The organism is Nocardia sp. NPDC050793, from assembly GCF_040654065.1.
GTDB lineage: Bacteria > Actinomycetota > Actinomycetes > Mycobacteriales > Mycobacteriaceae > Nocardia.
In genome coordinates, this window is the sequence record NZ_JBFAHG010000001.1 from 804,581 (window position 1) to 831,562 (window position 26,982).

At 69.3% G+C, this 26,982-nt stretch carries 24 protein-coding genes; 9 read left to right on the plus strand and 15 right to left on the minus strand.

The window, feature by feature from the left end:
- Positions 1-79 precede the first annotated feature (79 nt).
- The 3 genes from AB0H50_RS03640 to prpD are packed head-to-tail and all read right to left on the minus strand — an operon-like array spanning position 80 to position 3,669.
- Positions 80-1,219: a bifunctional 2-methylcitrate synthase/citrate synthase gene (locus AB0H50_RS03640; RefSeq protein WP_357446132.1), complete on the minus strand. Its 1,140-nt coding sequence runs from the start codon at positions 1,217-1,219 to the stop codon at positions 80-82.
- Positions 1,220-1,222: 3 nt separating this feature from the next.
- Positions 1,223-2,146, minus strand: a complete 924-nt coding sequence (gene prpB, locus AB0H50_RS03645) for a methylisocitrate lyase (RefSeq protein ID WP_357446135.1) — start codon at positions 2,144-2,146, stop codon at positions 1,223-1,225.
- Positions 2,146-3,669, minus strand: a complete 1,524-nt coding sequence (prpD, locus tag AB0H50_RS03650; RefSeq protein WP_357446138.1) for a 2-methylcitrate dehydratase PrpD — start codon at positions 3,667-3,669, stop codon at positions 2,146-2,148. Before prpD ends, prpB begins: the two co-directional genes overlap by 1 nt.
- A gap of 163 nt (positions 3,670-3,832) precedes the next feature.
- Between prpD and AB0H50_RS03655 the strand changes: the two genes are divergently transcribed.
- Positions 3,833-5,254, plus strand: a complete 1,422-nt coding sequence (locus tag AB0H50_RS03655; protein WP_357446141.1) for a short-chain fatty acyl-CoA regulator family protein — start codon at positions 3,833-3,835, stop codon at positions 5,252-5,254.
- Positions 5,255-5,257: 3 nt separating this feature from the next.
- On the opposite strand, the gene sigJ is transcribed toward AB0H50_RS03655, so the two are convergent.
- A complete protein-coding gene (gene sigJ, locus AB0H50_RS03660) occupies positions 5,258-6,172 on the minus strand; it encodes an RNA polymerase sigma factor SigJ (protein WP_357446144.1) in 915 nt (304 codons plus the stop codon).
- A gap of 183 nt (positions 6,173-6,355) precedes the next feature.
- Here sigJ and AB0H50_RS03665 point away from each other — a divergent pair, with 183 nt between their 5' ends.
- Complete coding sequence (locus tag AB0H50_RS03665; protein ID WP_357446147.1) at positions 6,356-7,825, plus strand: MFS transporter; 1,470 nt, start codon at positions 6,356-6,358, stop codon at positions 7,823-7,825.
- A gap of 49 nt (positions 7,826-7,874) precedes the next feature.
- Here AB0H50_RS03665 and recG read toward each other — a convergent pair whose 3' ends face one another.
- Positions 7,875-10,151 carry an ATP-dependent DNA helicase RecG gene (gene recG / locus AB0H50_RS03670; RefSeq protein ID WP_357446150.1) on the minus strand — a complete coding sequence of 759 codons (2,277 nt, stop codon included), beginning with the start codon at positions 10,149-10,151 and terminating at the stop codon, positions 7,875-7,877.
- A gap of 21 nt (positions 10,152-10,172) precedes the next feature.
- Positions 10,173-11,783 carry a DAK2 domain-containing protein gene (locus tag AB0H50_RS03675; RefSeq protein WP_357447253.1) on the minus strand — a complete coding sequence of 537 codons (1,611 nt, stop codon included), beginning with the start codon at positions 11,781-11,783 and terminating at the stop codon, positions 10,173-10,175.
- Between the two features lie 329 nt (positions 11,784-12,112).
- Here AB0H50_RS03675 and rpmB point away from each other — a divergent pair, with 329 nt between their 5' ends.
- From rpmB to AB0H50_RS03690, 3 genes are all read left to right on the plus strand, one after another.
- Positions 12,113-12,304 (plus strand): 50S ribosomal protein L28, encoded by a 192-nt coding sequence (gene rpmB / locus AB0H50_RS03680; RefSeq protein ID WP_039799620.1) that lies wholly within the window; start codon positions 12,113-12,115, stop codon positions 12,302-12,304.
- A gap of 114 nt (positions 12,305-12,418) precedes the next feature.
- A complete protein-coding gene (locus AB0H50_RS03685) occupies positions 12,419-12,934 on the plus strand; it encodes a GNAT family N-acetyltransferase (protein ID WP_357446153.1) in 516 nt (171 codons plus the stop codon).
- A gap of 56 nt (positions 12,935-12,990) precedes the next feature.
- Positions 12,991-13,779, plus strand: a complete 789-nt coding sequence (locus tag AB0H50_RS03690) for an enoyl-CoA hydratase-related protein (RefSeq protein WP_357446156.1) — start codon at positions 12,991-12,993, stop codon at positions 13,777-13,779.
- Between the two features lies 1 nt (position 13,780).
- Here AB0H50_RS03690 and AB0H50_RS03695 read toward each other — a convergent pair whose 3' ends face one another.
- From AB0H50_RS03695 to AB0H50_RS03710, 4 genes are all read right to left on the minus strand, one after another.
- A complete protein-coding gene (locus AB0H50_RS03695; protein ID WP_357446159.1) occupies positions 13,781-14,662 on the minus strand; it encodes an alpha/beta hydrolase in 882 nt (293 codons plus the stop codon).
- Positions 14,663-14,720: 58 nt separating this feature from the next.
- Entirely contained in the window at positions 14,721-14,975 is a 255-nt protein-coding gene (locus AB0H50_RS03700; protein ID WP_357446162.1) for a hypothetical protein, read from the minus strand.
- Positions 14,976-15,052: 77 nt separating this feature from the next.
- The gene (locus tag AB0H50_RS03705; RefSeq protein ID WP_357446165.1) at positions 15,053-15,736 is read right to left on the minus strand and encodes a uracil-DNA glycosylase; all 684 of its coding nucleotides are present in this window, start codon (positions 15,734-15,736) and stop codon (positions 15,053-15,055) included.
- Between the two features lie 11 nt (positions 15,737-15,747).
- Positions 15,748-16,743 carry a thiamine-phosphate kinase gene (locus AB0H50_RS03710; RefSeq protein WP_357447256.1) on the minus strand — a complete coding sequence of 332 codons (996 nt, stop codon included), beginning with the start codon at positions 16,741-16,743 and terminating at the stop codon, positions 15,748-15,750.
- Between the two features lie 161 nt (positions 16,744-16,904).
- Between AB0H50_RS03710 and AB0H50_RS03715 the strand changes: the two genes are divergently transcribed.
- Positions 16,905-17,591, plus strand: coding sequence for a DUF3515 domain-containing protein (locus AB0H50_RS03715; RefSeq protein ID WP_357446168.1), 687 nt, complete (start codon positions 16,905-16,907; stop codon positions 17,589-17,591).
- A gap of 157 nt (positions 17,592-17,748) precedes the next feature.
- On the opposite strand, the gene AB0H50_RS03720 is transcribed toward AB0H50_RS03715, so the two are convergent.
- Together AB0H50_RS03720 and AB0H50_RS03725 are read right to left on the minus strand one after the other, a co-directional pair.
- Complete coding sequence (locus AB0H50_RS03720) at positions 17,749-18,840, minus strand: D-alanine--D-alanine ligase family protein (protein WP_357446171.1); 1,092 nt, start codon at positions 18,838-18,840, stop codon at positions 17,749-17,751.
- Between the two features lie 87 nt (positions 18,841-18,927).
- Positions 18,928-19,938 carry an NAD(P)H-dependent glycerol-3-phosphate dehydrogenase gene (locus tag AB0H50_RS03725; RefSeq protein ID WP_357446174.1) on the minus strand — a complete coding sequence of 337 codons (1,011 nt, stop codon included), beginning with the start codon at positions 19,936-19,938 and terminating at the stop codon, positions 18,928-18,930.
- Between the two features lie 31 nt (positions 19,939-19,969).
- On the opposite strand from AB0H50_RS03725, the gene cofC reads away from it, so the two are divergent.
- The 3 genes from cofC (at position 19,970) to AB0H50_RS03740 (ending at position 23,864) form a co-directional block, all read left to right on the plus strand.
- Positions 19,970-20,653, plus strand: a complete 684-nt coding sequence (cofC, locus tag AB0H50_RS03730) for a 2-phospho-L-lactate guanylyltransferase (RefSeq protein WP_357446177.1) — start codon at positions 19,970-19,972, stop codon at positions 20,651-20,653.
- Positions 20,654-20,724: 71 nt separating this feature from the next.
- Positions 20,725-22,899, plus strand: coding sequence for an RNA degradosome polyphosphate kinase (locus tag AB0H50_RS03735; protein WP_357446179.1), 2,175 nt, complete (start codon positions 20,725-20,727; stop codon positions 22,897-22,899).
- A gap of 20 nt (positions 22,900-22,919) precedes the next feature.
- Complete coding sequence (locus tag AB0H50_RS03740; protein ID WP_357447259.1) at positions 22,920-23,864, plus strand: bifunctional NUDIX hydrolase/histidine phosphatase family protein; 945 nt, start codon at positions 22,920-22,922, stop codon at positions 23,862-23,864.
- Positions 23,865-24,007: 143 nt separating this feature from the next.
- On the opposite strand, the gene AB0H50_RS03745 is transcribed toward AB0H50_RS03740, so the two are convergent.
- The 3 genes from AB0H50_RS03745 to leuC all read right to left on the minus strand — a co-directional run bounded on the left by AB0H50_RS03745 (position 24,008) and on the right by leuC (position 26,883).
- A complete protein-coding gene (locus tag AB0H50_RS03745; protein WP_357446182.1) occupies positions 24,008-24,655 on the minus strand; it encodes an HU family DNA-binding protein in 648 nt (215 codons plus the stop codon).
- Positions 24,656-24,812: 157 nt separating this feature from the next.
- On the minus strand, positions 24,813-25,421 hold the full coding sequence (gene leuD, locus AB0H50_RS03750; protein ID WP_357446185.1) for a 3-isopropylmalate dehydratase small subunit: 609 nt from the start codon (positions 25,419-25,421) through the stop codon (positions 24,813-24,815).
- A gap of 37 nt (positions 25,422-25,458) precedes the next feature.
- The gene (leuC, locus tag AB0H50_RS03755) at positions 25,459-26,883 is read right to left on the minus strand and encodes a 3-isopropylmalate dehydratase large subunit (protein WP_357446188.1); all 1,425 of its coding nucleotides are present in this window, start codon (positions 26,881-26,883) and stop codon (positions 25,459-25,461) included.
- Between the last annotated feature and the right edge of the window lie 99 nt (positions 26,884-26,982).

A 26,982-nucleotide genomic window follows, 5' to 3' on the forward strand; every position in this document is an offset into this window, starting at 1 on the left:
GTGGCGCGTACGAAACCTTTGTGGCAGGTGTAGCCCCGCCTCGGCCGTGGCCGTTGCGGAGTTCGCCCGGCCATGACTCCTATCGCTGCCCCACCCCGCTCGCGACGAGCAGCTCGCGCTGCGGCACCCCCGTGTACTCCGACAGCGGACGGATGAGCGCGTTGGCCGCCGACTGCTCGGCGATGTGCGCGGTCCAGCCGGTGATGCGGCTCAGCACGAAAATCGGCGTGAACATCTCGATGTCGAAACCCATCAAGTAGTACGCGGGCCCGGCCGGGAAGTCGAGGTTCGGGCGGATGCCGGTGGCCTCGAACATAGTTCGCTCCAGCTCGTCGTACATCCGCAGCCAGCGCGCACCGCCGGTCACCGCGGCCACGTCGTCCAGCGCCGCCTTCATGGTGGGCACCCGGGAGTCGCCGTTCTTGTAGACGCGGTGCCCGAAGCCCATCACCTTCTGCTTGGCGGCGAGCTTGCCGCGCAACCAGTCCGCCGCGCGCTCCGGCTCGCCGATCTCCAGCATCGTGTGCATCACGGCTTCGTTGGCGCCGCCGTGCAGCGGGCCCTTGAGCGCGCCGATCGCGGCGGTGACCGCGCTGTAGAGATCGGAGCGGGTGGAGGTGACCACGCGGGCGGCGAAAGTGGAGGCGTTGAAACCGTGCTCGGCGTACAGGATCAGCGACGCCTCGAAGGCGCGGACGATCCGCTGGTCCCGCACCTCGCCGAAGCACATGGTCAGGAAGTTCTCGGCGAAGCCGAGGTGCGAGTGCGGCGCGATGGGATCGAGGCCGCGGCGGCGGCGCATGTCGGCGGCGACGACCGTCGGCAACACAGCGGTCAGCCGTAATGCCCTGGCCAGCAGGTCTTTCGGCGCGGCGACACCGTCCGGGTCGGTGCCGGCGTCCTCCGCACCGAGGTAACTCACCACCGTGCGGACGACGTCCATCGGGTGGCAGGTGTCGGGCATCTTCTCGATCAGCGACAGAATCGACCGGTCGATCCGCCGCTGCGCGCGCTCACGCTGGCACAGCAGCTCGAGTTGGGCGACGTCGGGAAGTTCGCCGTACCAGAGCAGGTAGGCGACCTCCTCGAAGCTACAGTGCGCCGCCAGATCCTGGACCGCGTAGCCGCGGTAGGTCAGCGAATTGGTCTCGGGCACGACCTTGGAGACGGTGGTGGTGTCGACCACCACCCCGGCCAGGCCCTTTCTGATCTCGGTCATGGTTCACTCGCTCAGCGTGAAGGTGAATATTCCGGAGTCGAAGTCGTTGTAGCGCTGGTAGTCGAGAAGTTCGTAGAGCCGCGCGCGGTGCTGCATGCGGTCGAGCAGACCGGATTGCGTTCCGGTCTCGGCGACCTCGGCAAGTCCCTGTTCCACCGCGTACATCGCCAGCCGCAGCGCGGTCACCGGGTAGATCACCGCGTTGTAGCCGAGCTCCTCCAGCGTCCGCGCCGAGAGCAGTTCGGACTTGCCGAACTCGGTCATGTTGGCAAGCAGCGGAACATCCACGGCGGCACGGAACTTCGCGAACTCGGCCGCGTCGGCCAGCGCCTCGGTGAAGATCAGGTCCGCGCCCGCGTCGGCGTAGGCCTTGGCGCGATCGATGGCTGCGTCCAGTCCTTCGGTGCCGCGCGCGTCGGTCCTGGCGCAGATGACGAAGCCGGGGTCGCGGCGCGCCGAGACGGCGGCGCGCAGCCTGCGCACCATGTCGTCCACCGGCACAACGGCCTTGCCGTCGAGGTGGCCGCAGCGCTTGGGGTTGACTTGGTCCTCGATGTGGCAGCCCGCCAGGCCCGCGTCCTCGAGCATGGTCACCGTGCGCGCGGCGTTCATCGGCTCGCCGAAACCGGTGTCGGCGTCGATGAGCACGGGCAGATCGGTCACCCTTGCGATCTGCCGACCGCGCTCGACCACCTCGGTCAGGGTGGTCAAACCGATGTCGGGCAGCGCCAATTCGGCCGACACCACCGCGCCGGAGACGTACACGCCCTCGAAGCCGATCCGCTGGATCACCGTGGCCACCAGCGGGTTGAAAGCGCCGGGCAGGCGCTGGATGCGACGGGAGGTCAGTCCGGCGCGGAAAACCGCCCGCTTGTCGGCTGCGGTGGTCGCGGCGGCCATCAGGCCGGAATGGAGTTGGTCGGGCATCAGAAGATCCCCTCACGAACCTCCGGTGCCCGGCCGAGGACCTCGGGCGCCACGGTGAACGTCAGCTGATCGAGTTCGCCCGCATCGAGTTTCGTGGTGCGTTGCGCCGCGTCGAGAAAACGGTCCTGCTCCGCAGGATCTACTACCCCGTCGGCCAGCGTCCGAAACTTTTCGATGTACTGGGCGCGGGCGAACGGACGCGCGCCGAGCGGGTGCGCGTCGGCGACGGCCAGCTCGTCGGCGATGGTCTCGCCGCTTTTCAGCGTCACCACCGCACGCGCGCCGAATGCCTTCTCGTTCGGGTCGGTCGAGTGGTAGCGGCGCGTCCATTCCGGATCCTCGACCGTGGAGATCTTGTGCCACAGCTCGACGGTGTCCGGCCGCTGCGCACGCTCGGGGGTGTAGGAGTGCTCGTGGTGCCAGCCGCCGTCTTGCAGCGCCACCGCGAAGATATAAGGAACGGAGTGGTCCAGGGTTTCGCGGCTGGCGTGCGGGTCGAACTTCTGCGGATCGCCGGAGCCGGTGCCGATCACCACGTGGGTGTGGTGGCTGGTGTGCAGAACGATGGACGCGATCCGATCGAGATCGCCGATGCGCGAGCGCATCCGGCGGGCCAGGTCGATGGGGGCCTGGCTCTGGTACTCGGCCGAGTGCTCCTTGGTGTAGCTGTCCAGGATGGCCCGCTTCGCCTCGCCCGGGGCGGGCAGCGGTACCTGGTACTCGGCGCCGGTTCCGCCGAGCAGCCACGCGATGACGCCGTCGGCGCCCTCCCAGATCGGCGCGGGCGCGCCTTCACCGCGCATCGCACGATCCACCGCCTCCACGGCCATCTTGACCGCGAACGCCGGTGCGTAGGCCTTCCAGCTGGAGATCTCGCCCTTGCGCGACTGCCTGGTCGCGGTGGTGGTGTGCAGTGCCTGACCGATGGCCTGGTAGATGGTCTCGGTGTCCAGCTCGAGCAGCGTACCGATCCCCGCGGCGGCCGAGGGTCCCAAATGCGCGACGTGGTCGATCTTGTGCTCGTGCAGGCAGATTCCGCGCACCAGATCGATCTGGATCTCATAGCCGGTGGCCAGGCCGCGGATCAGCTCGGCGCCGGTACGCCCGGTGTGCTGGGCGACGGCGAGGATCGGCGGGATGTTGTCGCCGGGGTGCGAGTACTCCGCGGCGAGGAAGGTGTCGTGGAAGTCCAGTTCCCGCACCGCGACCCCGTTGGCCCACGCGGCCCACTCCGGGGAGACCCTGGTCTGCCTGGACAATCCGAAGACGGTGCCACCCGACCGCCCCGCACGCGGTCGATACGGGTGCGCCGTGGCCTGGGCGCGGGCGCTGGTGACCGGACGCCGCAGCACCGAGGCCGCGGCGACGGCCGCGTTGTCGATGATGCGGTTCACGATCATCTCGGCCACCTCGTCGGTCACCTCGACCGGATCCGCGGCCACCTCCGCTATCTTCGCGGCCAGATGTTCGCCACGCGGAAACGCCTCGTCGGCGGCGCGAGCGCGTACGATATGAGTCTTCATGCATCCTCCGGTGCCAGACGGTCTGCTCGGCAGGCCCAAGGGCCTCTCTTCGCACGCTACGCAGCGAACGTCGAAGCAAGAACCCCTTGCAAATGCCGATCTTTGTGGGCGAGAAGTGCCGAATCTGCGATGTTTGCGAAGACAATGCGGCTAGGATTCGCCCGTGCGCAAGATGTATGCGGGCGCCCGGTTGCGGCGATTGCGCGAGGAACGGCGGATGACGCAGGCGGCTCTGGCGAAATCCCTCGATCTCTCGCCCAGTTATCTCAACCAGCTGGAACGCGACCAGCGACCGCTCACCATTCCGGTGCTGTTGAAGCTCAACTCCACCTTCGACCTGGATGTGCAGTTCTTCGCCGCCGACTCCGACGCCAGACTGGTCTCCGATCTGCACGAGGTGCTCGTCGACGCGGCGGGCGGCGACAGCGCGCCGCTGGCCGAGGTCGAGGAGCTGGCCACCAGACAGCCGGAGGTCGCCCGCCTGCTGGTCGCCATGCACCGCCGATTGCGCGCCGCCACCGACCAGTTGGATCTGCTCTCCTCCCGGGTGGCCGCGCCCACCGGCGCACCAGGCGTCCCGATGCCCTACGAGGACGTCCGCGATTTCTTCTACGACCACCACAATCACATTCCGCACCTCGATCACCTCGCCGAACAGCTCTTCGAAGAGAGCGGGCTGACCATCGGCTCGCTGGACCGGCAGCTGGCCAGGATCGCCGAGGAGCGGGCGGGGGTGACCGTACTGGTGCGCGGCGACGGCGCCGACCCGTCGATCCCGAAGCGCCACTACGACCCAGAGAGCCGGACGCTGACGCTGGCCCGCAGGCTGCGGCCTGGGCAGCGCGCCTTCCAGATCGCGACCACACTCGGCTTCCTGCTCTTCGGCGCCGAGCTGGACGCGGTGCTCGAGGAAACCCCCTCGCTCACCGGGGAATCCCGCGCGCTGGCTCGGATCGGGCTGGCCAACTACTTCGCGGGCGCGCTGATCCTGCCCTATGGCCGGTTCCTGCGCTCGGCCGAGGAACTGCGCTACGACATCGACCTGCTGAGCCTGCGTTTCGAGGTCGGCTTCGAGACCATCTGCCACCGCCTGAGCACCCTGCAGCGGCAGGGCCAGCGCGGCGTGCCGTTCTTCCTGGTCCGCACCGACCGCGCGGGCAACATCTCGAAACGCCAGTCCGCCACGGCCTTCCACTTCTCCCGCGTTGGCGGCAGCTGCCCGCTGTGGGTGGTGCACGAGGCGTTCGCGCACCCAGGCCGCATCCTCACCCAGATCGCCGCCATGCCCGACGGACGGCGCTACCTCTGGATCGCCCGCACCTCGTTCATCGCCCCGCACGGATTCGGCACGGCCACCAAGAATTTCGCCCTCGGACTCGGCTGCGACATCGAATACGCCGACCGCCTGGTGTATTCCACCGGCCTGCACCTGGACGACCCGGCCGCCGCGGTGCCGATCGGCGCCGGCTGCAAGGTGTGCGAGCGGCCCGCCTGCCCGCAGCGGGCGTTCCCGCAGATCGGCAGTCCGCTTGCGATGTCGGAGAACACCAGCACCGATCTGCCGTATCCGCGGATGCTGCGCTGAGCCTCACCCGCGCAGGTGGGTCAGCTTCTCCGGGTTGCGGACCGCGTAGACGCCGCGCACCTTTCCGGTGTCCGCCTCGATGTCCAGCACCAGGACGGCTTGCAGCACGCCGGCGGAGTACACGATCGCGGACGGTTCGCCGTTGGTCCACCCGAACCGCACGGTCATGTCGGGCACGGAAGCGATCACCATCGGGCTGGTGATCAGACGCGCGACCTTGTCCGGCCCGTGCACCGGCCGCAGCGCCGCCCGCAGCACGCCGCCGCCGTCGGAGAAGAAGGTGACGTCCGGCGCGAGCAGTTCCAGCAGGCCCGTCACGTCCCCGCTGAGCTGAGCGGCGAGGAAGCGCTCGGTCACCGCCCGCTGGGTCCGCGGATCGGCCTGATATCGCGGGCGCTTGGCCCGCACGTGATCCCTTGCCCGGTGCGCGAGCTGGCGGATCGCAGGGGTCTCGCGGCCGAGGATCGCGGCGATCTCGGCGTGCGGATAGCCGAACACCTCGTGCAGCACGAACACTGCGCGCTCCAACGGGGTGAGCGTCTCCAGGACGACGAGCATCGCCAGCGACACCGATTCACCGCGCAACGCGATATCGGCCGCGTCCGCGCTGTCCCTGATCTCGGGGGTGTCGGAGACCAGCGGCTCGGGCAGCCAGGGGCCGACGTAGGTCTCGCGCCGACGGACGAGACCCTCCCGGCGGGAAAGCGCGTTGTTCACCGCGATTCGGACCAGGTATGCGCGCGGACTGGTGATCTCGCCGAGGTCGGAGCGGTTGCGCGACACCCAAGCCAGCCAGGTGTCCTGCAAAACGTCCTCGGTGTCGGTGACGGTGCCCAGCATGTTGTACACGATCGAGAAGAGCAGCTCGCGATGCTCGGCGAAGACTTCCGTCGCCTGTTCGTCCATGGTCTCGATCATCGTTCCTCCTGTGCCGGAAAGCTCGCGCGGCTGTCGTTGTTCGAGAGCGTTTCGAGGCACGAAACGTGACATCGGGGCCGCGAATTGTGATCTGACTCTCGCGATGTCACCTCCCCCCGAGGCGCGGGCTCTTGGTTTGCGAGAGGACGAAAACCGTCCGAACTCGCAGAGAAGGACCCGACAGTGCGATCACCGACCGAACCACCCTCGTACCTCGCGACCCGCCGCGGCAAGCTCACGCTGGCGCTGCTGTGCACAGTCGCGTTCCTCGACTTCGTCGACGGCTCGATCGTCAATGTCGCGCTGCCGACCATTCAGCGCGAGCTCGGCATGGACGTGTCGACGCTGCAGTGGGTCACCAGCGGCTATCTGCTCACCTACGGCGGGCTGATGCTGCTCGGCGGCCGCCTCGCCGACCTGATCGGCCGACGCCGCGTGCTCGTCGCGGGCACGCTGCTCATCGCCGTCGCCTCGGCGGTCGGCGGACTCGCCGACGCCAGCGGACTGCTGATCGGCGCGCGGCTGGCCCAGGGCGTCGGTGCGGCGTTGATGCTGCCCGCCGCGCTGTCCATCCTCACCACGAGCTTCCGCGAGGGAAGCGACCGCACCACGGCGCTGAGCGTGTGGGGCGGCGCCGCGGGCCTGGCGTCGGCGGCGGGCGTCTTCCTCGGCGGCGTGCTCGCCGAAGGCCCCGGCTGGCGCTGGGTGTTCTACGTCAACACACCGGTCTGCGTGCTGGTGCTCGCGGCCATCCCGGCGCTCGTTCCGAACGATCGGCGCAACGAGATCCGCGGCGGCTTCGACCTTTTCGGCACCGCGCTGGGCACCGGCGGCCTGATGCTGCTGGTGTACGGCCTGGTGAAGGCGCCGGAGCACGGCTGGGGCGACGCGACGACGCTGACGCTGCTCGGCGGCGCGGCGGCGCTGCTCATCGCTTTCGTGGTCAACGAGCACCGCTCGGCCGATCCGCTGGTGCCGCTGTCGATCTTCCGCATCCGCGGTCTCGCCGCGGCGAACCTGACACACCTGATCGTCGCGGCGGGCATGCTCGCGATGTTCTTCTTCGTGACGCTGTACATGCAGTCGGTGCTCGGCTACGGCGAATTCAAGGCCGGCGTGGCGTATCTGCCGGTGAGCCTCACCATCGGTGTGGCGGCGGGACTCTCGGCGAAACTGTTCGCCAGGGTGGGCACCCGGCCGGTCATCGTGGGCGGCGCGGCGATCACCGGTCTCGGCATCGTGTGGTTGTCGTTCATTCCGACCGACGGGTCCTACCTGGCGCACCTGCTGCCCGGCATGCTGGTCATGTCGGTGGGCGCGGGCGCGGTGTTCGTCGCGAACACCACCGCCGCCAATGCCGGCGTGCCCGCCGAGCAGGCCGGGCTGGCCGCCGCGCTGCTCAACACTGCCCAGCAGATCGGCGGCGCGCTCGGCATCGCCGTGCTGACCGCGATCGCCACCTCCCGCACCACGGCGCAGCTGGCGGCGGGCGAGCCGCAGCGGGCCGCGATGACCGACGGCTTCCAGCGCGCGCTGCTGGTCGGCGGACTGATCGCGGTCGCGGCGGCGATCATCGGGCTGTGGACCGCGGACTCGCGCGGCGAGAACGCCGATGACGCTGCCGAGGAACAGCCGAATGCCTTTGCGGCATAACGCTATCGAAAACGAGGGACGGACCAGCCCGGTCCGTCCCTCCTTCGCGTCATGACTTGGCCAAGTACTCCAGCCGTTCACCGTCGACGGCGGCGCGCATCATGCTCGCCAAACCGGGATGCTCGCGCAGTCCCGGATCGGCCTCGACCAGCTGCCTGGCGAGATCCTGTGCCGCGGTGATGACTTCCAGGTCGTCGAGCAGGGAGAGCAGCTTGAGCGAACTGGCGGTGCCGGACTGCGCCGCGCCCAGCACGTCGCCCTCGCGACGCTGGCGCAGATCGAGCACCGCGAGTTCGAAACCGTCGGTGGTGGCGGCCACCGCTTCCAGCCTCGTCATCGCCGAACCGCCCGGCGCGGCATCGGTGACCAGCAGACACAGCCCCGCGTGCTTGCCGCGGCCGATCCGCCCGCGCAGCTGGTGCAGCTGGCTGACACCGAACCGGTCGGCGTCCACGATCACCATCACCGTCGCGTTCGGCACGTCGACGCCGACCTCGACCACGGTGGTGCAGACCAGCACATCGATCTCCGCGTCGTTGAAGGCGCGCATGACCTGGTCCTTCTCGTCCGAGGGCAGCCTGCCGTGCAACAGGCCGACCCGGACGCCCGCGAGCGGTCCGGCGCGCAGCATGTCGAAGACATCGACCACGGCTTGGGTAGCCGGACCCTCCTTCTCCTCCGCCGACTTGCCGCGACCGCGCCCCTTGCCCGACCCACCGTTCTCCTCGTCGTCGCCGATGCGCGAGCACACCACGTACGCCTGACGGCCGTCCTTCACCTCTTCTAGGATGCGTTCCCAGGCGCGGTCCACCCAGTTCGGATGCAGCTTGCGCGGAACGACTTTCGACGTGATGGGCGAGCGGCCGCGGGGCAGCTCGGTGAGCGTGGAGGTCTCCAGATCGCCGAGCGTGGTCATGGCGATGGTGCGCGGAATCGGGGTCGCGGTCATCACCAGCAGATGCGGGCTGCTTCCGGCTTTCGCCTTGGCGCGCAACGCGTCACGCTGCTCGACGCCGAAGCGGTGCTGTTCGTCGACCACCACCATGCCCAGGTCGAAGAACTCCACGTTGTCCTGGATCAGCGCGTGCGTGCCGATGACGATGCCCGCCTCGCCGGTGACGGCCTCGAGCAGCGCGGCCTTTTTCGCCGACGCCGACATCGACCCGGTCACCAGCACCACCCGGGTCGATGTCTCGGCGGCGCCGAGCTCGCCCGCGGTGCCGAGCTCGCCGAGCATCCCGCGCAGCGACCGATAGTGCTGGGCGGCAAGGACTTCCGTCGGCGCGAGCAGCGCGCACTGCTGTCCTGCGTCGACCACCTGGAGCATGGCGAGCAACGAAACGATCGTCTTGCCCGAGCCGACCTCGCCCTGCAGCAGCCGGTGCATCGGCTGGGTGCGGCCCAGGTCGGCGGAGATCTCCGAAACCACTTGCCGCTGACCGGCGGTGAGCTCGAACGGCAGCTGCCTGTCGAAGGCCGCGGCGATGCCGTCGGTGCTCGGCGGGCACGGTCGCGCGATCCGGCCGGCCACCTCGTGCCGCCGTTCGGCGAGCACCAGTTGCAGCGCCAGCGCCTCGTCGAAGCGCAGCCGCTCCTTGGCGCGGTCGATATCGGACTTGTGTTCCGGCAGGTGAATCAACCGCAGCGCGTCGGAGACCGGCATGAGGGCGCGATCGTCGCGAACGTCCTCCGGCAGCGGATCGTCGATCGGGTCGAGCTGTTCGAGCACCTGGCGCACGCAGGCGAGCAGATCCCAGCTCTGCACCTTCGCGGTGGCCGGATACACCGGGATGAATTCCCGCTCCATGAACGAGACGTCAACGCCGCCAGCGCCTTTCGCACTCTCCGCCAGACCGCGCAGGTCGCCCCCGCCGCGCACCTTGGTGAAGGTGCCGACCGAATCGTCCTCGGTCTCGGGCAGGATCAGGTAGCCGGGATGGCTGAGATTCCAGCTGCCAGGCCGCCAGTAGCTCACGGTGCCCGACATCATCGCCCGAAGTCCTTCTTTGACGACGTATTTCACCTTGTCCCCGTTGAAGAAGGTGACGTCGACCGGGCGGCCGGAGCCGGTGTCCAGCAAGACTTTCAGCAGCGAGCCGCGCCGGTTGCGCATCGGCTTGAGCTCGGTCTTGGTGATCCTGCCGATGACGGTGATGTGCGAGCCGTCCTCGGGCGCCTCCTCGGTGAGCGGCTGACCCTGGGTGGCGTAGCGCAGCGGGTAGTGCCGCAGCAAGTCCTCGACGGTGTGCATGTCGAAGGCGTCGGACAGCGAATCCGCGGCCTTCACGCCAAGGATGTGGTCCAGCCGATCGCTCAGTGTCGCCATGTCTCCGCCCTCGTGCTCAACTCATTCCACCCCGATCTGCGCCAGATCCCCTTGCTGCCCACCGGGATACACCGTGACCTCGACACCGGGGAAGCTCCGCGCGATGTGCGCGCTCAATTCCTCGGCCAGCCCCGCGTCCGCGTCCGCGCCCATCAGCAGGGTGACCAATTCGCCGCCGAGGCCGAGCATCCGGTCCAGCAGCGTCTGCGCCGCGCCGCGCACGTCGCGGTCGATCACCACCACGTCGTGGCCGACCAGGCCGAGCCCGTCGCCAGGCTCGCAGGTGCCGACCATGGTCAGCGCCCGATGCGAGGCCGCGCGCAGCGAACCCCACCGGGTGGCGGCGGCCGCCTCCGACATCGCGAACGCGTCGTCCACCGCGATGCGCCCGCGATCGTGCACCGCGAGCGCCGCCAAGCCCTGCACCATGGAACCGCTCGGCAGCAGCAGCACGTCGCGGTGCGCGTCGCGCGCGGCGACACCCACGGCCACCAGCTCGTGCGCGGGCAACGCGCCGTTGGGCAGCACCAGCACCTCGCGGTGCGGCATCCGCCGGATCGCGGTGAGCAGCGCGTCCGAGGTGACCGGGTGCGCCCCGAGCACCACGGCGCCCGCCGCCTCGAAGAGCGTCGCGGCGCCCGAGCCCGCGGCGACGGCGAGCACACCGCGATCGGCGGGGCCCTCGCCGCGCGGAGGCGGCGGATCCAGATGGTCGCGGCCGACCGGGGCCGTGATGGCGAAACTCTCGATCCGGATGTCGCGCGGGACGCCCGCCGCGAGCCCGGCCTCCACGGCGGCGCCCGCGTCGGCGCAGTGCACGTGCGCGGACCAGTTCCCGCTGCCGTCGCCCACCACGACCACGGAATCGCCGAGTTCGGCGAGACGCTCGCGCAGGCGGGTGATGCGCGCCAGGTCGGTGTCGGAGAGCTGGTACATGACCTCGAAATGCGGGGCGCCGCCCTCGCTTTCCACAACCTGCCCGGCCTCCGCGACCGCGGCGAACTCGCCGGGCAGGTACTCGGGCCTGGTCGGCGTCTCGCCGAGAACGACCGCGACGAGCGCGTCCAGCAGCACTACCAGACCGCGCGCGCCCGCGTCGACCACGCCTGCCGCCCGCAACACCCCGAGCTGGGACGGGGTCTCGCCGAGCGCCTTCGCCGCGCCGTCGGCGGCAGCGACGGCGACCTCGGCGAGCGTGTCCTCGGCGCAGGCCGACGCGCAGTCGGCCGCGCATTCCAGCACGGTGAGGATGGTGCCCTCGATCGGGACGCTCAACGCTTCGCGGACCAGGACCGCGGCGCGGCGCAATGCGGCGCGCAGGGTCGTCGCGGTGAGCGGTCCCTCCGTCGTCGCCTCCGCGATGCCGCGCAGTACCTGCGAGAGGATGATGCCGGAGTTCCCCCGCGCGCCCGCGGTGGCGCCGCGCGCCAGTGCCGCGGCGACCTGATTCGCGCTCACCCCTGCAGGCGCGGCATCGGCCGCCCGCACCGCGGCGCGCATGGTGGCGAGCAGATTGGTCCCGGTGTCGGCGTCGGCGACGGGGAACACATTGAGCGCGTTGATCTCCGCGCGGCGCTGTTCGAGGTCGTCCAGACAGAGGCGGCTCCAGAGCCTCAGCGCCGCGCCGTCCATCTCTTCCCGCTGCCCCGGCACCGTCACCTCGCTCCCTTCTCGCCACCGGCGTCACCACCGTTCGCCAGGTTAGCTGGCGATACCGACAGCGGGTGCGTGACACCGAATCGGTATGCTTTCCTCGTGTTCGACGGCCGGGACGGCCCGTCCGACCGGATCCCGGTTTGGCGGATCGGCGCGGCATTGGCTACCCTTGCTGGGTTGCTCGTGCGGCCTCAAGCTGGCCTGCGCTGGCCGACGTCAGTCGGCAGGGCACATCACGACATTGTTTCCGGACATGCCGCATCGTCGTGCGGCGGTCCCCACATGACATGAAGGAGTTCGCGACTATGGCTGCCGTCTGCGACGTCTGCGCCAAGGGCCCCGGCTTCGGGAAGTCGGTCTCGCACTCGCACCGGCGCACCAACCGTCGCTGGAACCCGAACATCCAGACCGTGCGCGCGCAGGTTGCCCCCGGCAACACCCGCCGCATGAACGTGTGCACCTCCTGCCTGAAGGCAGGCAAGGTGGCTCGCGGCTGATTCGGCCGCCGGTCGATCAGCACCAAGACACACGCCCCGGCGCCCGTTACGGGTGTTCCGGGGCGTCGTCGTCGGTAGGTATTCCAGTACGCCGACCTCACCTGGGGACATCGCATGGCCGAGGCTCCCGCGCGACTGTGGCGGATCACGCCGCTCGCCGCCGAACACGTGCACAGTCTGGCCGAATGCCACATCGCCTGCTGGCGTGAGGCCTATCGCGGCCTGGTGCCCGATCACGTGCTCGACGCCTTCGACGTGGATCGACGAGCCGAAGCGTGGGACCGCATCCGCCGCGCCCATCCCGGCAGCACGCACGTAGCGGTCGTCGGCGACGTCGTCATCGGGTTCGCGAGCTCTAGCCCGTCTCGGGACCGTGCCCCGGTCGCTCCGCTCGAACTCAACGCGCTGTACGTGCGCGCCGACTGGTACGGCACGGACCTGGCCGCCGAACTCCTGTCCGCCGCCGTCGACCCGGATCAGCCGTGCTCGCTGTGGGTGTTCGAGGACAATCCGCGCGCCCAGGCCTTCTATCGCAAACACGGTTTCGCGCTGGAGGGCGCGCGCAAGGTGGAGGACTTCACCGTCGCCATGCAGGTGCGGATGATTCGCCCGGGACGCGCGACCGGGTAGAACCGAAGCCGGAACAGGCGTCGAAACCCCGCCCGAGCGAACGATAGGGTGCCCTCATGACCTCCACCGCGCAGACCGAGTACGTCACGACCGTCGACGGCGTCCTCCAGATCACGATCGCCACGGCCGCCAACGGCACCTCGATGGATTTCGCCGGGATCACCGCGGGCACCGCGGCGCTCGACGACCTCGGCCCCGAGATCGGCGCGGTCGTGCTGGTCGGGTCTGGCGCGAACTTCTGTGCGGGCGGCGACGTGCGCGGTTTCGCCGCCGCCGAGGACCGCGCCGCCCACATCCACGGCCTGGCGACGGATCTGCACGCGTTCGTCCGCGCGCTGGACGAGACCAGGGTGCCGGTGCTCGCCGCGGTGCACGGCTGGGCAGCGGGCGCGGGCATGAGCCTGGTCTGCGCCGCAGACATCGCCCTTGGCGGTCCATCCACCAAGCTGCGCCCCGCCTACCCGGGCATCGGTCTGAGCCCCGACGGCGGCATGTCGTGGACGCTGCCCCGCATCGTCGGAGCGGGACGGGCCCGCGAGATCCTGCTCACCGACGCCGTCCTCGACGCCGAGGAAGCCATGCGGCTGGGCATCCTCAGCCGCCTCGTCGCGGACGACGAAGTGCGCAGCGCGACACTGGCGCTCGCACAGCAGCTGGCGCTGGGGCCGCGCTCCACCCATGCCAGCATCAAATCGCTACTGGCGCAGTCGAATTCGGCGACGTTGAGCGAACAGCTCGACCTGGAGCGCGATTTCATCGCCGCGGCGGCGAACAGCCGCACCGGCCGGGAAGGGGTGGACGCCTTCGTGGCCAAGCGCAAGCCGGACTACCGAAACCCGGCCTGACCTACGTCAGGTTCTCCACAACGAACTTCGCGACCGCGTCGGTGAAGGCGTCGTTGTCGTCACCGGCCGCGGTGTGCGCCGCGCCGCCGATCTCGACGAGCTGGGCGTGCGGCACCAGCGCCTGGAACGCCGCAGCGCCCTCGGCGCTCACCACATCGGACTGCATGCCGCGCACCAGCAGCACCGGAATACGCAGGGCTCTCGCCGCCGCCTCCATCGGCTCGATCATCGCGCTCGGATCCTCGACGCGGTCGCGCAGCATGTCCGGGTCCCAGTGCCAGTACCAGCGGCCGTCGCGCTGGCGCAGATTGCGGCGCAGGCCGTCGGTGTTCTTCGGCCGCGGCCGGTGCGGCAGGTAGTCGGCGACCGCGTCGGCAACCTGCTCGAGGGTGTCGAAGCCGTCGCGATGTTTGCTGAGGAAGTCGATCACCCTGGCGACGCCCTCGGGCTCGGGGCGCGTGACGATGTCGACGAGCACCAGGGCGCGGATCGCCGCGCCGCCCGGCGAGGCCGAGGTCAGCAGCCCGGTGATGCCGCCCATGCTGGCGCCGACCACGACCGCACCCCCGCCCGGTGCGGCCGCGGCGTCGAGCTGTTCCAGCACGAGCGTCAGGTCCGCGACCATCGTCTCGCGCGTGTAGTCGCGGTCCGGCGACCACTGGCTGTCGCCGTGGCCGCGGGCGTCCAGGGTGATCACCCGCATCCCGGCGGCGGCCAGTTTCGCGCCGGTCTGTTTCCACGAGTGCCTGGTCTGCCCGCCGCCGTGCAGAAAGACGACGAGCGGGCCGTCGACCGGGCCGAACTGGTCGGCGGCCAGCTCGATGCCACCCGAACCGCGCAGCCGCAACCCGGTGGGCTCGAGAAGATAGTTCGCATTACTCACGATCTGAGGATCGCACAGTACGCGCACGGCTCGTCGTGAGCCTCGGTGAACGCGATGCTCAGCAGTCCAGGCGCATGGCGCTGAAGGTCCGCTGGAACAGGCACGCGACCTTCGCGTTCACGGACGCGGAGATGGTGGAGGAGCCGGTCGAGGTGAACTCCTCGGCCACCGGCGCGTTCTCGCTGGTCGTCGCGGCGGGCTCCAGCGCAAGCGGCGCGGCGGTCGCCGCCGACGTGGCGCCCGCGATGGCGGCGGCCATGGCCAGCGTGGCGGTGGTGCCGCGCAGGGCGCCGCGAAGGGTGTTGTGCTGCATTGCAGTGCTCCTCGATATTTTGTTCGTGCGGTGATGCGGGTGGTGCTGATTCCCGGCGGGCCGGGAGGCGGAAGGGATCAGGGCAGGCGCCAGTCGACCGGTTCGGCGCCCAGTTCGTCGAGCAGTTCGTTGACCCGCGAGAACGGGCGCGAGCCGAAGAAACCGCGGGACGCGGACAGCGGCGAGGGGTGCGCGGACTCGATGTAGGGCACCTCGGCCTGGCTCAGCAGCGGCTTCAGCGTCGAGGCGTCGCGGCCCCACAGGATCGCCACCAGCGGTTCGTCGCGCGCGACCAGCGCGCGGATGGCCTGTTCGGTGACCGCCTCCCAGCCCTTGCCGCGATGCGAGGCGGGCTGGCCGGGCGAGACGGTGAGCACGCGATTGAGCAGCAGCACACCTTGGTCCGACCACGGGCTCAGGTCGCCGCAAGATGGCGTCGGGTGACCGAGGTCCTTGTGCAGCTCGGCGAAGATGTTGGCGAGGCTGCGCGGCACGGGCGAAACATCGGGCGCCACAGAGAAACTCAGCCCCATGGCGTGGCCGGGCGTCGGGTACGGGTCCTGGCCGACGATCAGCACGCGGACCTTGTCGAACGGTCGCTGGAAAGCCCGTAGCACGTTCTCCCCCACGGGCAGGTAGCCGCGGCCGGCGGCGTTCTCGGCACGGAGGAATTCACCCATCTCCGCGATCCGGTCCTCGACCGGCGCCAAGGCCTGTGCCCAGCCCGAATCCATGATTTCCGACAGTGGTTTCGCACCCATGACCGCACAACCTATCGTGGTTCGGGCCCGGACGCAGAGTCCGCCCCACGGAACGATTCCCAGCCGCTGCCGCCCCGGTGCGGCGCACCGTCGACGGTGACACCCGCCCCGGCCGTGACCCGGCCGATCGCACGCCATCCTTCCGGCAGCTCAGCACCCTGCGGCCAGGTCCCGGCGAAGGCGTGATCCTCGCCCCCGGCCAGAACCCATTGCGCCGCATCGGCATCCAGCCGGGAAGCGAGTGCGTCCAGCGCGGGGTCGCGTAGTGCGGCGGCGTCGAGATCGATCGCGACGTCCGAGGCCTCGGCGATATGGCCGAGATCGGCGAGCAGGCCGTCGGAGATGTCGGTGAGCGAGTGCCCGGCCCGCCACGTCGAACCGAGCACCGCCTGGTACGGCGGCCGCGGGACACGGTGGGCGGCAAGCGCTTCGGCGAACTCCTCGGCATCGACGCCCGCGGTGAGCGCGGCCAGCCCAGCGGCCGACCAACCGAGCCTGCCCGCTACCGCCACCGTGTCGCCTACGCGCGCACCGGCTCTGGTGATCGGTGCGCCGCCGCGCAGATCGCCGAACGCGGTGACCGAGAGGACCAGTTCGGGGCTGCGCACCAGATCGCCGCCCGCGATCGAGCCGCCCGCGCGCGCCGCCTCGGCCCACATGCCGTCGGCCAGTTCGTCGATCACCGCGACGGGCGTCTCGGCGGGACAGCCGAGCGCCACCACGAAGGCCGTCGGCGCGGCGCCCATGGCGACCACGTCGGCGGCGTTCTGCGCGATCGCCTTGCGGCCGATCTCCCTCGGGCTCGACCAGTCGCGCCGGAAGTGCCGCCCCTCGACCAGCATGTCGGTGGTCACCACGAACCGGCCGTCGGGCGCGGCGACCAGCGCCGCGTCGTCGCCGGGGCCGAGCAACACGGCGGGCGACTGCACCCGGCGGGCGTTGATGCGCTCGATCAGCGCGAACTCTCCCAGCTCACGCACCGTCCGCGGCGCCGCGCTCTCGCTGATGACCGGTCCCTTCCCGAGGTTGTGCCAGCTGGAATCGGCTCGACGGTACCCTGTCCTGGGCAATCGAGACCACCGAGTCGGTGCGCGTGCCCGGCGCGACGCAGGCAGCGCGACCCGCGCCGACCGGCTCCAGCGAGCGCGAAGAGGAAGGACCGGTACGCATGGCGGCGGACTCGTCGGACAGCGACTCGTCGAAGGGCAACGACCTCACCGAGGGTGAGAAGGCGACCGATCTCGGCAAGGTCGAGACCGGGAACGCCGCGACGGATCGGGCCGACGAGAAGCCCGCCGACGACGACGCGGACGAGGAATCCCGCCCGTACCCACCGGCATTGATCGCCACGGCGGTCGCACTGCCGGTGATCCTCGTGGTCGCGGTGCTGGTCGCCGCCGTGCTGGCCCGCCGCATGTCCGTGGAGCGCGAGCCGCTGGCGCTCGGTCCGGTGCCCGCGCCCGCCGCGGCGGGCGAAGCCTGCACCGAGCTGCTGCCCGCGCTGCCCGCCGAGCTGGGCGAGTTCACCAAGTCGACCCTGGTGGAACCCGCTCCGCCCGCCACCCGCGCCTGGCAGCGCCCGGACGGCGGGAACGCCATCGTGCTGCGCTGCGGCCTGGACCGGCCGCTGGAATTCCATCGCGCCTCGCCGTTGCAGATCGTCAACGACGTGCAGTGGTTCGAGGTGCGCGACGACGCGGCCGAGGCGAGCACCTGGTTCGCCGTCGACCGCGAGACCTACATCGCGCTGACGGTGCCCGACGGTTCCGGACCGACCCCGCTCCAGGAGGTCTCCGACACCATCACCGCGAACCTGCCCGCCAAAGAGCTCGACCCAGGCCCGCTGCCGAACTGATCCGCGGCGCACACGCTCGGAATTCGGGCCGGTACCAAGGACTTTCGCCCGCGAACCGCGATGAGCGATCTCGACCGCGGTGCAGCCTTCGCAGTCGGCCCGAGCGGCGGAATCCCTGCGGAGCGGAAGTCCTGTCGTGGACGACCGGCGTGTCCGATCAGCGCAGACCGGTACCGCGGGCCAGCGCCGTCTCGATGAGCGTCGAGATCAAGACGTCGTAGTCGATCCCGGTCGCCTCCCACATGCGCGGGTACATGGAGATCGCCGTGAACCCCGGCATGGTGTTGATCTCGTTGATCACCGGCCCGTCCGCGGTGACGAAGAAGTCGACGCGGGCCAGTCCCTGGCAGTCGAGGGCGCGGAAGGCGCGCACCGCCAGCTCCCTGATCTGCTCGGCAACCTCGTCGTCGAGCTTCGCGGGCACGTCGAATTCGCAGACGTCGTCGAGGTATTTGGTGTCGAAGTCGTAGAACTCGGGAGCGTCGTCGTCGGGCATCCTGATCTCGGCGATCACGCTGGCCTCGACCCGGCCGTCCGGGAATTCCAGCACGCCGCATTCCACCTCGCGACCGACGATGCCTGCCTCCACGATCACCTTCGGATCGTGCGCGCGCGCCGCCGCGATGGCGGTGTCCAGCTCGCTCCAGTCGTCCACCTTCGCGATGCCGAGCGAGGAACCGGCGCGGGCAGGTTTGACGAACACCGGAAGCCCGAGCCGTTCCCGCTCCGCCGCCGACAGCGTCGCGACGCCGGGCCGCAGCACCACCTGCGTGCCGATCGGCAGGCCCTCGGCCGCGAGCAGCTTCTTGGTGAACTCCTTGTCCATGCCGGCCGCACTGGCCAGCACGCCTGGGCCGACGTACGGGACGCCTGCCAGTTCGAGCATGCCCTGGAGGGTGCCGTCCTCGCCGAACGGGCCGTGCAGGATCGGGAACACCACGTCGACCGAGCCGAGTGCGGCGCTCGGGTCGTCCAGGGCCACCAGCGACCCCACACGCTGCGGGTCGGGGGCCAGCGTCAGGGCGGTGCCGGAGGCGTCCACGGAGGGCAGCTCGTCATCTTTGCGGCGCAGCGCGGCGACGTCCGCACCGCCGAGCACCCAGCCGCCCTCGGCGGTGATGCCGATCGGGACGGCCTCGTACTTCTCCGGATCCAGGTTGCGCAGCACGCTGCCGGCCGACAGACACGAGACGGCGTGCTCATTGCTGCGCCCGCCGAACATCACAGCCACCCTGATCCGGTTCCTCATGCCCCGAACCGTACCCGCCCGCAGCGGCGCGCCGATCGCGGACCGGGCCGGTGTGCTGCGGTCATAGCGACCGCTACCCTGCGGCGATCACTCCGGCTTGACGCGACGGCCGAGCAGATTGCCGACGGCTTCGCGCACCGAGAGGCCCTCGTGGCACACCTGGTGCACCGCGTTGGTGAGCGGCATTTCCACATCGTGCGCTGCGGCCAGCGCGCGCACCGATGTGCACGACTTCACACCCTCGGCCACCTGTCCATGGGTGGCCTCCTGGGCCGCCTCCATCGATCCGCCCGCGCCGAGCACGTGCCCGAAGGACCGATTGCGCGACAGCGGCGAGGTACAGGTCGCGACCAGATCGCCGACCCCGGCCAAGCCCGCGAGGGTGACCGGCTCGGCGCCGAGCGCGACGCCGAGCCGGATGATCTCGGCGAGGCCGCGGGTGATCAGGCTGGCGATGGAGTTGTCGCCGAGGCCCATGCCGGAGGCGATGCCGCAGGCCAGCGCGATGACGTTCTTGCACGCGCCGCCGATCTCGCAGCCGATCACGTCGGTGTTGGTGTACGGCCGGAAATAGCCGGTGTAGCTGGCCTGCTGCACCGCCTCCGCGCGCGCGGGGTCCGCGCACGCGATCACGGTGGCCGCGGGCTGACCGATCGCGATCTCCCTGGCCAGATTGGGTCCGGAGAGCACCGCGATGCGACTCGGCTCGGTGCCGGTCACCTCGGCGATCACCTGGCTCATCCGCAGCAGCGTGCCGGTTTCGATGCCCTTGGCGAGGCTCAGCAGCGTGGCGTCGCGCTCGGTGATCGCGGTGTGCAGAGCCGGCTTCCACGACTCGAGATTCGCGCGCAGCGATTGGGACGGAACGGCGAGCACGACGAGCTCCGCGCCGTCCAGCGCACGCTCGTGATCGTCGGTCGCGGCGACCGTTGGCAGCTGCACATCGGGCAGGTAGAAGGGATTGCGGTGCTCGGTGGCCAATGCCTCGGCCACCTCGGCGCGCCGCGCCCAGATGGTGACCTCGGTTCCGGCATCTGCCAACACCTTCGCGAACGCGGTGCCCCACGATCCCGCGCCAAGTACTGCCGCCCTCGTCATCAGCCCAATATGCCATGGAAGGATTGGGGCCATGCGCCCGCACGCCGTGCACGCCGTGATCGCGGTCAAGAGCCTCGATCTGGCCAAGAGCCGACTGGCCGACCGGCTGCGCCCGGAGCACCGGGCGCGGCTGGTGCTCGCCATGCTCGCCGACACCGTGTCGGCCGCCGCGGCGGTCCCGCAGGTCCGGTCGGTCACCGTCGTCACCCCGGATCCCGCGGTCGCAGAGCTGGCGGGCGGGCTCGGCGCGCACGTGCATCCGGAACCGCGCATCGCCGACTCCGACGGGCTGAACACCGCGCTGTCCGACGCCGCGGACGCGTTGCGCCGCCGCCACGGAGCTGTCGAACTGCTCGCGCTGCAAGCCGATCTGCCCGCGCTGCGCCCGGAGGAACTGGCGGACATGCTGACGGTCGCACCGGTCGGCAGGCGCGCGGTCGTCGTCGACCACGCCGGGACCGGCACCGCCGCGCTCGTCGTCCGGGACGGCGTCGCCCCGCTGGATCCGCGCTTCGGCGCCGACTCCGCCCGGCGGCATATCGCGGCGGGCGCAGCGGATCTGACCGGACAGTGGCCGGGACTGCGCCTGGACGTCGACACCGCCGCGGATCTCGACCTCGCCGTCGAGCTCGGGGCGGGCGACGCAACCCGTGCGGTGCTGCGTGACATCGGCTGGTCCTGTCGTGTTCACGAACCCGTTCGTCACGTGTGCTAGGCGATCGCCGAAGCGGCGTGATTCGCCCGGCAATCCCGATGCGGACCTGCACACAGGGCGGATAGTAGGGGATGATCGTTGACGTGAGCGATACGGAAACCATCAAGCAACAGCAGCTGCTTCCCACGCCTCCACCGGCCGTCACTCCGGTGCGGTCGGACCAGGCTTCGCAGCGGTTGCCACGTGATCGCTACTTGAACAGGGAACTGAGCTGGCTCGACTTCAATGCCAGGGTGCTCGCCCTCGCGGAGGACGCCTCGCTGCCGTTGCTCGAACGCGCCAAATTCCTCGCGATCTTCGCCTCCAATCTCGACGAGTTCTACATGGTCCGGGTCGCCGGGCTGAAGCGCCGCGCCGAGACCGGGTTGTCGGTGCGCTCGGCCGACGGCCGCTCGCCGAGCGAGCAATTGGAGCTGATCGCGGCACGCGCGCAGGAGATCGCGGACCGGCACGCGCGGGCCTTCCTCGATTCGGTGCTGCCCACGCTCACCGCAGAGGGCATCGCCATCATCGAGTGGAGCGACCTGAACGACGATGAGCGTCAGCGTCTCTCGGCCTATTTCCAGGATCAGGTCTTCCCGGTACTGACCCCGCTGGCCGTGGATCCCGCGCACCCGTTCCCCTATATCAGCGGGCTGAGCCTCAACCTCGCCGTGACGGTGAAGGACTCCGCGACCGGCGGCGAGCACTTCGCCAGGGTGAAGGTGCCCGACAACGTGGACCGCTTCGTTCGCGTGCGGCGCAACTCGTCCGGTTCCTCGGTCGCCGCCTTCCTGCCGATGGAAGAACTCATCGCCGCGCACCTGGATCTGCTCTTCCCCGGCATGGACGTGGTGGAGCACCACTCCTTCCGTATCACCCGCAACGCGGACTTCGAGGTCGACGAGGACCGCGACGAGGACCTACTACAGGCGCTGGAGCGCGAACTAGCCCGGCGCCGCTTCGGATCACCGGTGCGGCTGGAAGTCTCCGACGACATGACCGAGCACATGCTCGATCTGCTGTTGCGCGAACTCGACGTGGATCCCGGTGACGTGATCCAGGTGCCCGGCCTGCTCGACCTGTCCTGCCTGTGGCAGGTGTACGGCGTGGACCGGCCGAACCTGAAGGACGCGCCCTACGTTCCGGCCACCCCGCCCGCCTTCGGCGAGCGCGAGACCCCGCGCAACGTCTTCCAGGCGCTGCGCGAGGGCGATGTGCTGGTACACCACCCGTACGACTCGTTCTCGACCAGCGTGCAGCGCTTCATCGAGCAGGCGGCCGCCGACCCGCAGGTGCTCGCGATCAAGCAGACCCTCTACCGCACCTCCGGCGACTCCCCCATCGTCAACGCGCTCATCGACGCGGCCGAGGCGGGCAAGCAGGTGGTCGCGCTGGTGGAGATCAAGGCCCGCTTCGACGAGCAGGCCAACATCAAATGGGCGCGGGCGCTGGAGCAGGCGGGCGTGCACGTGGTGTACGGCCTGATCGGTCTCAAGACGCACTGCAAGACCTGCCTGGTGGTACGGCGCGAAGGTTCGACCATCCGCCGCTACTGCCACATCGGCACCGGCAACTACAACCCGAAGACGGCCCGCCTCTACGAGGACGTCGGATTGCTCACCGCCGCACCGGAAATCGGCGCCGACCTCACCGACCTGTTCAACTCGCTGACCGGCTACTCCCGAAAAGCCAACTACCGCAACCTGCTTGTCGCTCCGCAGGGCGTGCGCGCAGGCATCATCGACCGCATCCAGCGCGAGACCGAACTCGCGCTACAGGGCGTCGAGGCGCGAATCCGCTTGAAGGCCAACGCGATCGTGGACGAGCAAGTGATCGACGCGCTGTACCGTGCCTCGCAAGCGGGGGTGCCGGTGCAGATCGTGGTGCGTGGCATCTGCGGTCTGCGTCCCGGTGTGCCCGGCATGAGCGACAACATCGAGGTGCGCTCCATCCTCGGCCGCTTCCTCGAGCATTCGCGGATCATGCACTTCCAGGCGCAGGACGAGTACTGGATCGGCAGCGCCGACATGATGCACCGCAACCTTGACCGCAGAGTCGAGGTGATGGCGCAGGTGAAGGATCCCAAGTTGCGCGAGCAGTTGGGCTCCGTCTTCGACTCCGCCCTGTATCCCACCACCCGCTGCTGGGTACTCCAACCGGATGGCAGCTGGCAAGCGGCGCCTGACCACACCGGCGAAGACGGTGAACAGGTCCGTGACCACCAAGAATTCCTCATGCGACTGCGGAGACCGGAACAGCCGTGAGTGCCACGACGGGATACGAAATGGACGGGGGCCCATTCTGGGATCCCCGAGTGACGGCCAATATTCACGCCGCGGGCGCCGTGCTGTGGCGCCGCGCCCCCTCGGCGCCGCGCGGCGTCGAGATCGCGGTCGTCCACCGGCCCAAATACCAGGACTGGTCGCTGCCCAAGGGCAAGATCGATCCGGGTGAGACCCCGGTGCTGGCCGCCGTGCGCGAAGTGCGCGAGGAGACCGGCCTCGACTCCCGCCTCGGCCGGTACCTCGGGCACGTCACCTACCCTATTCCCGGCCATCGCAAACTCAAGCGCGTCGATTACTGGGCGGCGGAAGTGTCCGGCGGCGAATTCACCGCCAATTCCGAAGTGGACCTGCTGACCTGGCACCCGCTGGATCGGGTGATGGACGCGCTGTCCTATCCGATGGATCGCCAGGTCGTGCGGGCATTCAGCAGACTGCCCGCCACCACCGACACCCTGCTGCTGGTGCGGCACGCGAAAGCGGGCCACCGCGACCGATTCGAAGGTCCCGACGACGAACGCCCACTGGAGCGGGCCGGGCGCGACCAGGCCAGGGCGTTGGTGCCGCATCTGCTGGCTTTCGGCGCGAGCGAGATCTATTCGGCCGATCCCGCGCGTTGCGTGCAGACGATGGAACCGCTGGCCGAGAAACTCGGCGCGGAGATCCATCTGGAACCGCTGCTGTCCGAAACCGGTTACGCGGCAGCGCGGGACGAGGCGAGGGCGCGGGCCGTCGAACTGGAGCCGCACGGCGCGGTGCGGGTTGTGTGCAGCCAGGGCAAGGTGATTCCCGATCTGCTGCCGTGGTGGGCGGGCCGGTCAGGGCTCAGTCTTCCGCCCGCGCGCAACCGCAAGGGCAGCGTGTGGGTGCTGTCTTTCGCGGGCGGGCGGATGGTGGCCGTCGATCATCTCGATCGGTCGCTGTCGACGGGCTTGGTGAAGCCGTAGAGCCATTTCCGCCGGCCATAGGCGCGGCGGGAGATCCCGCCCCGAAAACCGGGTGCGGACAGACCGAAACGGCCCCGGGGCGATCCCCGGGGCCGTTTCCGGTCCGTATGGCGTGATTAGTCGGCCGGGCCGCCGACTACGCCTCAGCGCGCGCGGCGGGCCGGAGCCTTCTTGGCCGCGGTCTTCTTGGCCGGAGCCTTCTTCGCCGCCGTCTTCTTGGCGGCGGTGGCCTTGGCCGTGGTCTTCTTGGCCGCCGTGGTCTTCTTGGCGGCGGTGGCCTTGGTGGCCGCCTTCTTGGCGGCGGGCGCCTTCTTGGCGGCGGTCTTCCTGGCCGCGGTCTTCGCCGGAGCCTTGGCTGCCGCCTTCTTCGCCGTCGTCTTGGCGGGCGCCTTGGTGGCGGTCGCCTTCTTGGCGGCGGCCTTCTTCGCCGCCGTCTTCTTGGCGGCCGCCTTCTTCGCCGCCACAGGGGCATTCACGCCGCGCTTGACCGCAGGGCCGGTCGCCGCGAGCTTCTGCTTGCCCGCGATGACCGCCTTGAACTGGGCGCCGGGACGGAACGCGGGCACCGAAGTCGGCTTGACCTTGACGGTTTCACCGGTGCGCGGGTTCCGAGCCACACGGGCAGCACGCTTACGCTGTTCGAACACACCGAATCCGGTGATCGTGACGCTCTGGCCTTTGTGCACCGCGCGCACGATGGTGTCCACAACATGCTCGACTGCCGCGGTAGCCGTGCGCCTGTCCGTACCCAACTTTTCGGTCAGAACGTCGATCAGTTCCGCCTTGTTCATTGAATCCTCCGCAGACTAATGGCCCGTCGTCGGACCGACTAGGTACCACGGTAAACCCACTTTGAGCAAGAGTCTATGTGCCACGCCAAAATTCATGGTGGTTTAGCACACGTCTAGCTACCGCTCGCCATGACGTCCAGCTATCGCCCCTGATTGATTACGCCTGCGAAATATGCGCGGGCAGGGTGGTGGGCTTCCAAGCCGGCCTTGCCTTTTCGAACTCGGCGATGACGTCGCTACGCCGCAGCGTCAGCCCGATGTCATCCAAACCCTCGAGCAGGCGCCACCTGGTGTAGTCATCAATATCGAACGGCAACACGACGGTTCCCGCCGTCACGGTACGCGCCTGGAGATCCACTACCAATTCGAGACCGGGCTGTTCCTCGATCATCTTCCAGAGCAATTCGACATCGTTCTGTGACATCTGGGCCGCCAACAGGCCACCCTTGCCCGCATTGCCGCGGAAGATGTCGGCGAATCGGGGCGAGATGACCACCCGAAAGCCGTAGTCCGACAGCGCCCAAACGGCATGCTCACGTGAGGAACCGGTACCGAAATCCGGACCCGCAACCAGCACACTACCCCGGTTGAAAGGCTCGGTGTTCAAAATGAAGTCCTGGTCCGCTCGCCAGCCCGCGAACAGTCCGTCCTCGAATCCGGTACGAGTGACTCGCTTCAGATAGACCGCCGGGATGATCTGATCGGTGTCGACGTTGGAGCGGCGCAGTGGCACGCCGATCCCCTTGTGCACGGTGAAGGCTTCCATCGGATTCTCCTGGGTAGATAGGGGGTGTCGTGCGGCGTCAGTTCAGATCCGCGGGCGAGGACAGGGTTCCGCGGACGGCCGTCGCGGCGGCCACCAGCGGAGAAACCAGGTGGGTACGCCCGCCTTTGCCCTGCCTGCCTTCGAAGTTGCGGTTGGAGGTGGAGGCGCAGCGCTGGCCAGGCGAAAGCTGATCCGGGTTCATTCCCAGGCACATCGAACAACCCGCCTGCCGCCATTCGGCGCCCGCCGCGGTGAAAATCTCGCCCAATCCTTCTTTTTCCGCCTGCGCGCGAACCCGCATCGAGCCCGGTACAACCAGCATTCGCACGCCGTCCGCGACGCGCCGTCCCTTCAAAATCCCGGCCACAGCACGCAAATCCTCGATGCGCCCGTTGGTGCACGATCCGACGAATACGGTGTCGATCGGGATCTGCCGAAGCGGAGTTCCCGGCTCCAAATCCATGTATCGCAGCGCTTTCTCCGCGGCCTCGCGCGCCGTCTCGTCGGCAATCTCGGCCGGGTTCGGCACCGCGTCGCCCAGCGGCAGGCCCTGGCCCGGGTTGGTGCCCCAAGTGACGAACGGCGTCAGCTTGCTCGCGTCGATGTGCACCTCGGCGTCGAAAACGGCGCCCTCATCCGTCTTCAGCGCGTCCCAGGCCGCCACCGCGGCATCCCAGTCGGCGCCCTCGGGAGCGTGCGGGCGACCCTTCAGGAACTCGTAGGTGACCTCGTCCGGCGCGATCATGCCCGCGCGGGCGCCCGCCTCGATGGACATGTTGCACATCGTCATCCGCGCCTCCATGGACATGGCGCGCACGGCCTCGCCGCGGTACTCCAGGACGTAGCCCTGGCCGCCGCCGGTGCCGATCTGAGCGATGACGGCCAGGATCACGTCCTTGCTGGTGACACCGTGCGGCAGCTGACCATCGATGTTGACGGCCATCGTCTTGAACGGGCGCAGCGACAAAGTCTGTGTCGCCAGCACGTGTTCGACCTCGCTGGTGCCGATGCCCATCGCCAGCGCGCCGAACGCGCCGTGCGTTGAGGTGTGGCTGTCGCCGCACACCACCGTCGTGCCCGGCTGGGTCAGGCCGAGCTGCGGACCGACCACGTGCACGATGCCCTGGTCCAGATCGCCCATCGGGTGCAGCCGGACACCGAATTCCGCGCAGTTGTGCCGCAGCGTCTCGACCTGGGTCCGCGAAATGGGATCGGCGATCGGCTTATCGATATCGATGGTGGGGACGTTGTGGTCCTCGGTCGCGATGGTCAGGTCGGGGCGGCGCACCTTCCTGCCCGCGGCCCGCAGTCCGTCGAAGGCTTGCGGACTCGTCACTTCGTGCACCAGATGCAGATCGATGTAGATCAGATCGGGCTCGCGCGAGGCGCCTTCGCCCTCGCCGCGCGCGACGACATGCTGATCCCACACCTTCTCGGCCAGGGTGCGTGGGCGGTCGGCCATTCTCGATCACCTTTCGGACGAGCAGCGGACCCGCGCGATTCGGGCTGAGTGCGCGTGGCCTGCTGCACAGAGTTGTGGATTCGGGTCGTCGGACATCTC

Excerpts from the sequence above, each read along its gene's own strand:
- AB0H50_RS03640 (WP_357446132.1), bottom strand. The coding sequence starts at position 1,219 with ATGACCGAGATCAGAAAGGGCCTGGCCGGGGTGGTGGTCGACACCACC.
- prpB (WP_357446135.1), bottom strand. The coding sequence starts at position 2,146 with ATGCCCGACCAACTCCATTCCGGCCTGATGGCCGCCGCGACCACCGCA.
- prpD (WP_357446138.1), bottom strand. The coding sequence starts at position 3,669 with ATGAAGACTCATATCGTACGCGCTCGCGCCGCCGACGAGGCGTTTCCG.
- sigJ (WP_357446144.1), bottom strand. The coding sequence starts at position 6,172 with ATGATCGAGACCATGGACGAACAGGCGACGGAAGTCTTCGCCGAGCAT.
- recG (WP_357446150.1), bottom strand. The coding sequence starts at position 10,151 with ATGGCGACACTGAGCGATCGGCTGGACCACATCCTTGGCGTGAAGGCC.
- AB0H50_RS03675 (WP_357447253.1), bottom strand. The coding sequence starts at position 11,783 with ATGGACGGCGCGGCGCTGAGGCTCTGGAGCCGCCTCTGTCTGGACGAC.
- rpmB (WP_039799620.1), top strand. The coding sequence starts at position 12,113 with ATGGCTGCCGTCTGCGACGTCTGCGCCAAGGGCCCCGGCTTCGGGAAG.
- AB0H50_RS03685 (WP_357446153.1), top strand. The coding sequence starts at position 12,419 with ATGGCCGAGGCTCCCGCGCGACTGTGGCGGATCACGCCGCTCGCCGCC.
- AB0H50_RS03690 (WP_357446156.1), top strand. The coding sequence starts at position 12,991 with ATGACCTCCACCGCGCAGACCGAGTACGTCACGACCGTCGACGGCGTC.
- AB0H50_RS03700 (WP_357446162.1), bottom strand. The coding sequence starts at position 14,975 with ATGCAGCACAACACCCTTCGCGGCGCCCTGCGCGGCACCACCGCCACG.
- AB0H50_RS03705 (WP_357446165.1), bottom strand. The coding sequence starts at position 15,736 with ATGGGTGCGAAACCACTGTCGGAAATCATGGATTCGGGCTGGGCACAG.
- AB0H50_RS03715 (WP_357446168.1), top strand. The coding sequence starts at position 16,905 with ATGGCGGCGGACTCGTCGGACAGCGACTCGTCGAAGGGCAACGACCTC.
- AB0H50_RS03720 (WP_357446171.1), bottom strand. The coding sequence starts at position 18,840 with ATGAGGAACCGGATCAGGGTGGCTGTGATGTTCGGCGGGCGCAGCAAT.
- AB0H50_RS03725 (WP_357446174.1), bottom strand. The coding sequence starts at position 19,938 with ATGACGAGGGCGGCAGTACTTGGCGCGGGATCGTGGGGCACCGCGTTC.
- cofC (WP_357446177.1), top strand. The coding sequence starts at position 19,970 with ATGCGCCCGCACGCCGTGCACGCCGTGATCGCGGTCAAGAGCCTCGAT.
- AB0H50_RS03735 (WP_357446179.1), top strand. The coding sequence starts at position 20,725 with ATGATCGTTGACGTGAGCGATACGGAAACCATCAAGCAACAGCAGCTG.
- AB0H50_RS03740 (WP_357447259.1), top strand. The coding sequence starts at position 22,920 with ATGGACGGGGGCCCATTCTGGGATCCCCGAGTGACGGCCAATATTCAC.
- AB0H50_RS03745 (WP_357446182.1), bottom strand. The coding sequence starts at position 24,655 with ATGAACAAGGCGGAACTGATCGACGTTCTGACCGAAAAGTTGGGTACG.
- leuD (WP_357446185.1), bottom strand. The coding sequence starts at position 25,421 with ATGGAAGCCTTCACCGTGCACAAGGGGATCGGCGTGCCACTGCGCCGC.
- leuC (WP_357446188.1), bottom strand. The coding sequence starts at position 26,883 with ATGGCCGACCGCCCACGCACCCTGGCCGAGAAGGTGTGGGATCAGCAT.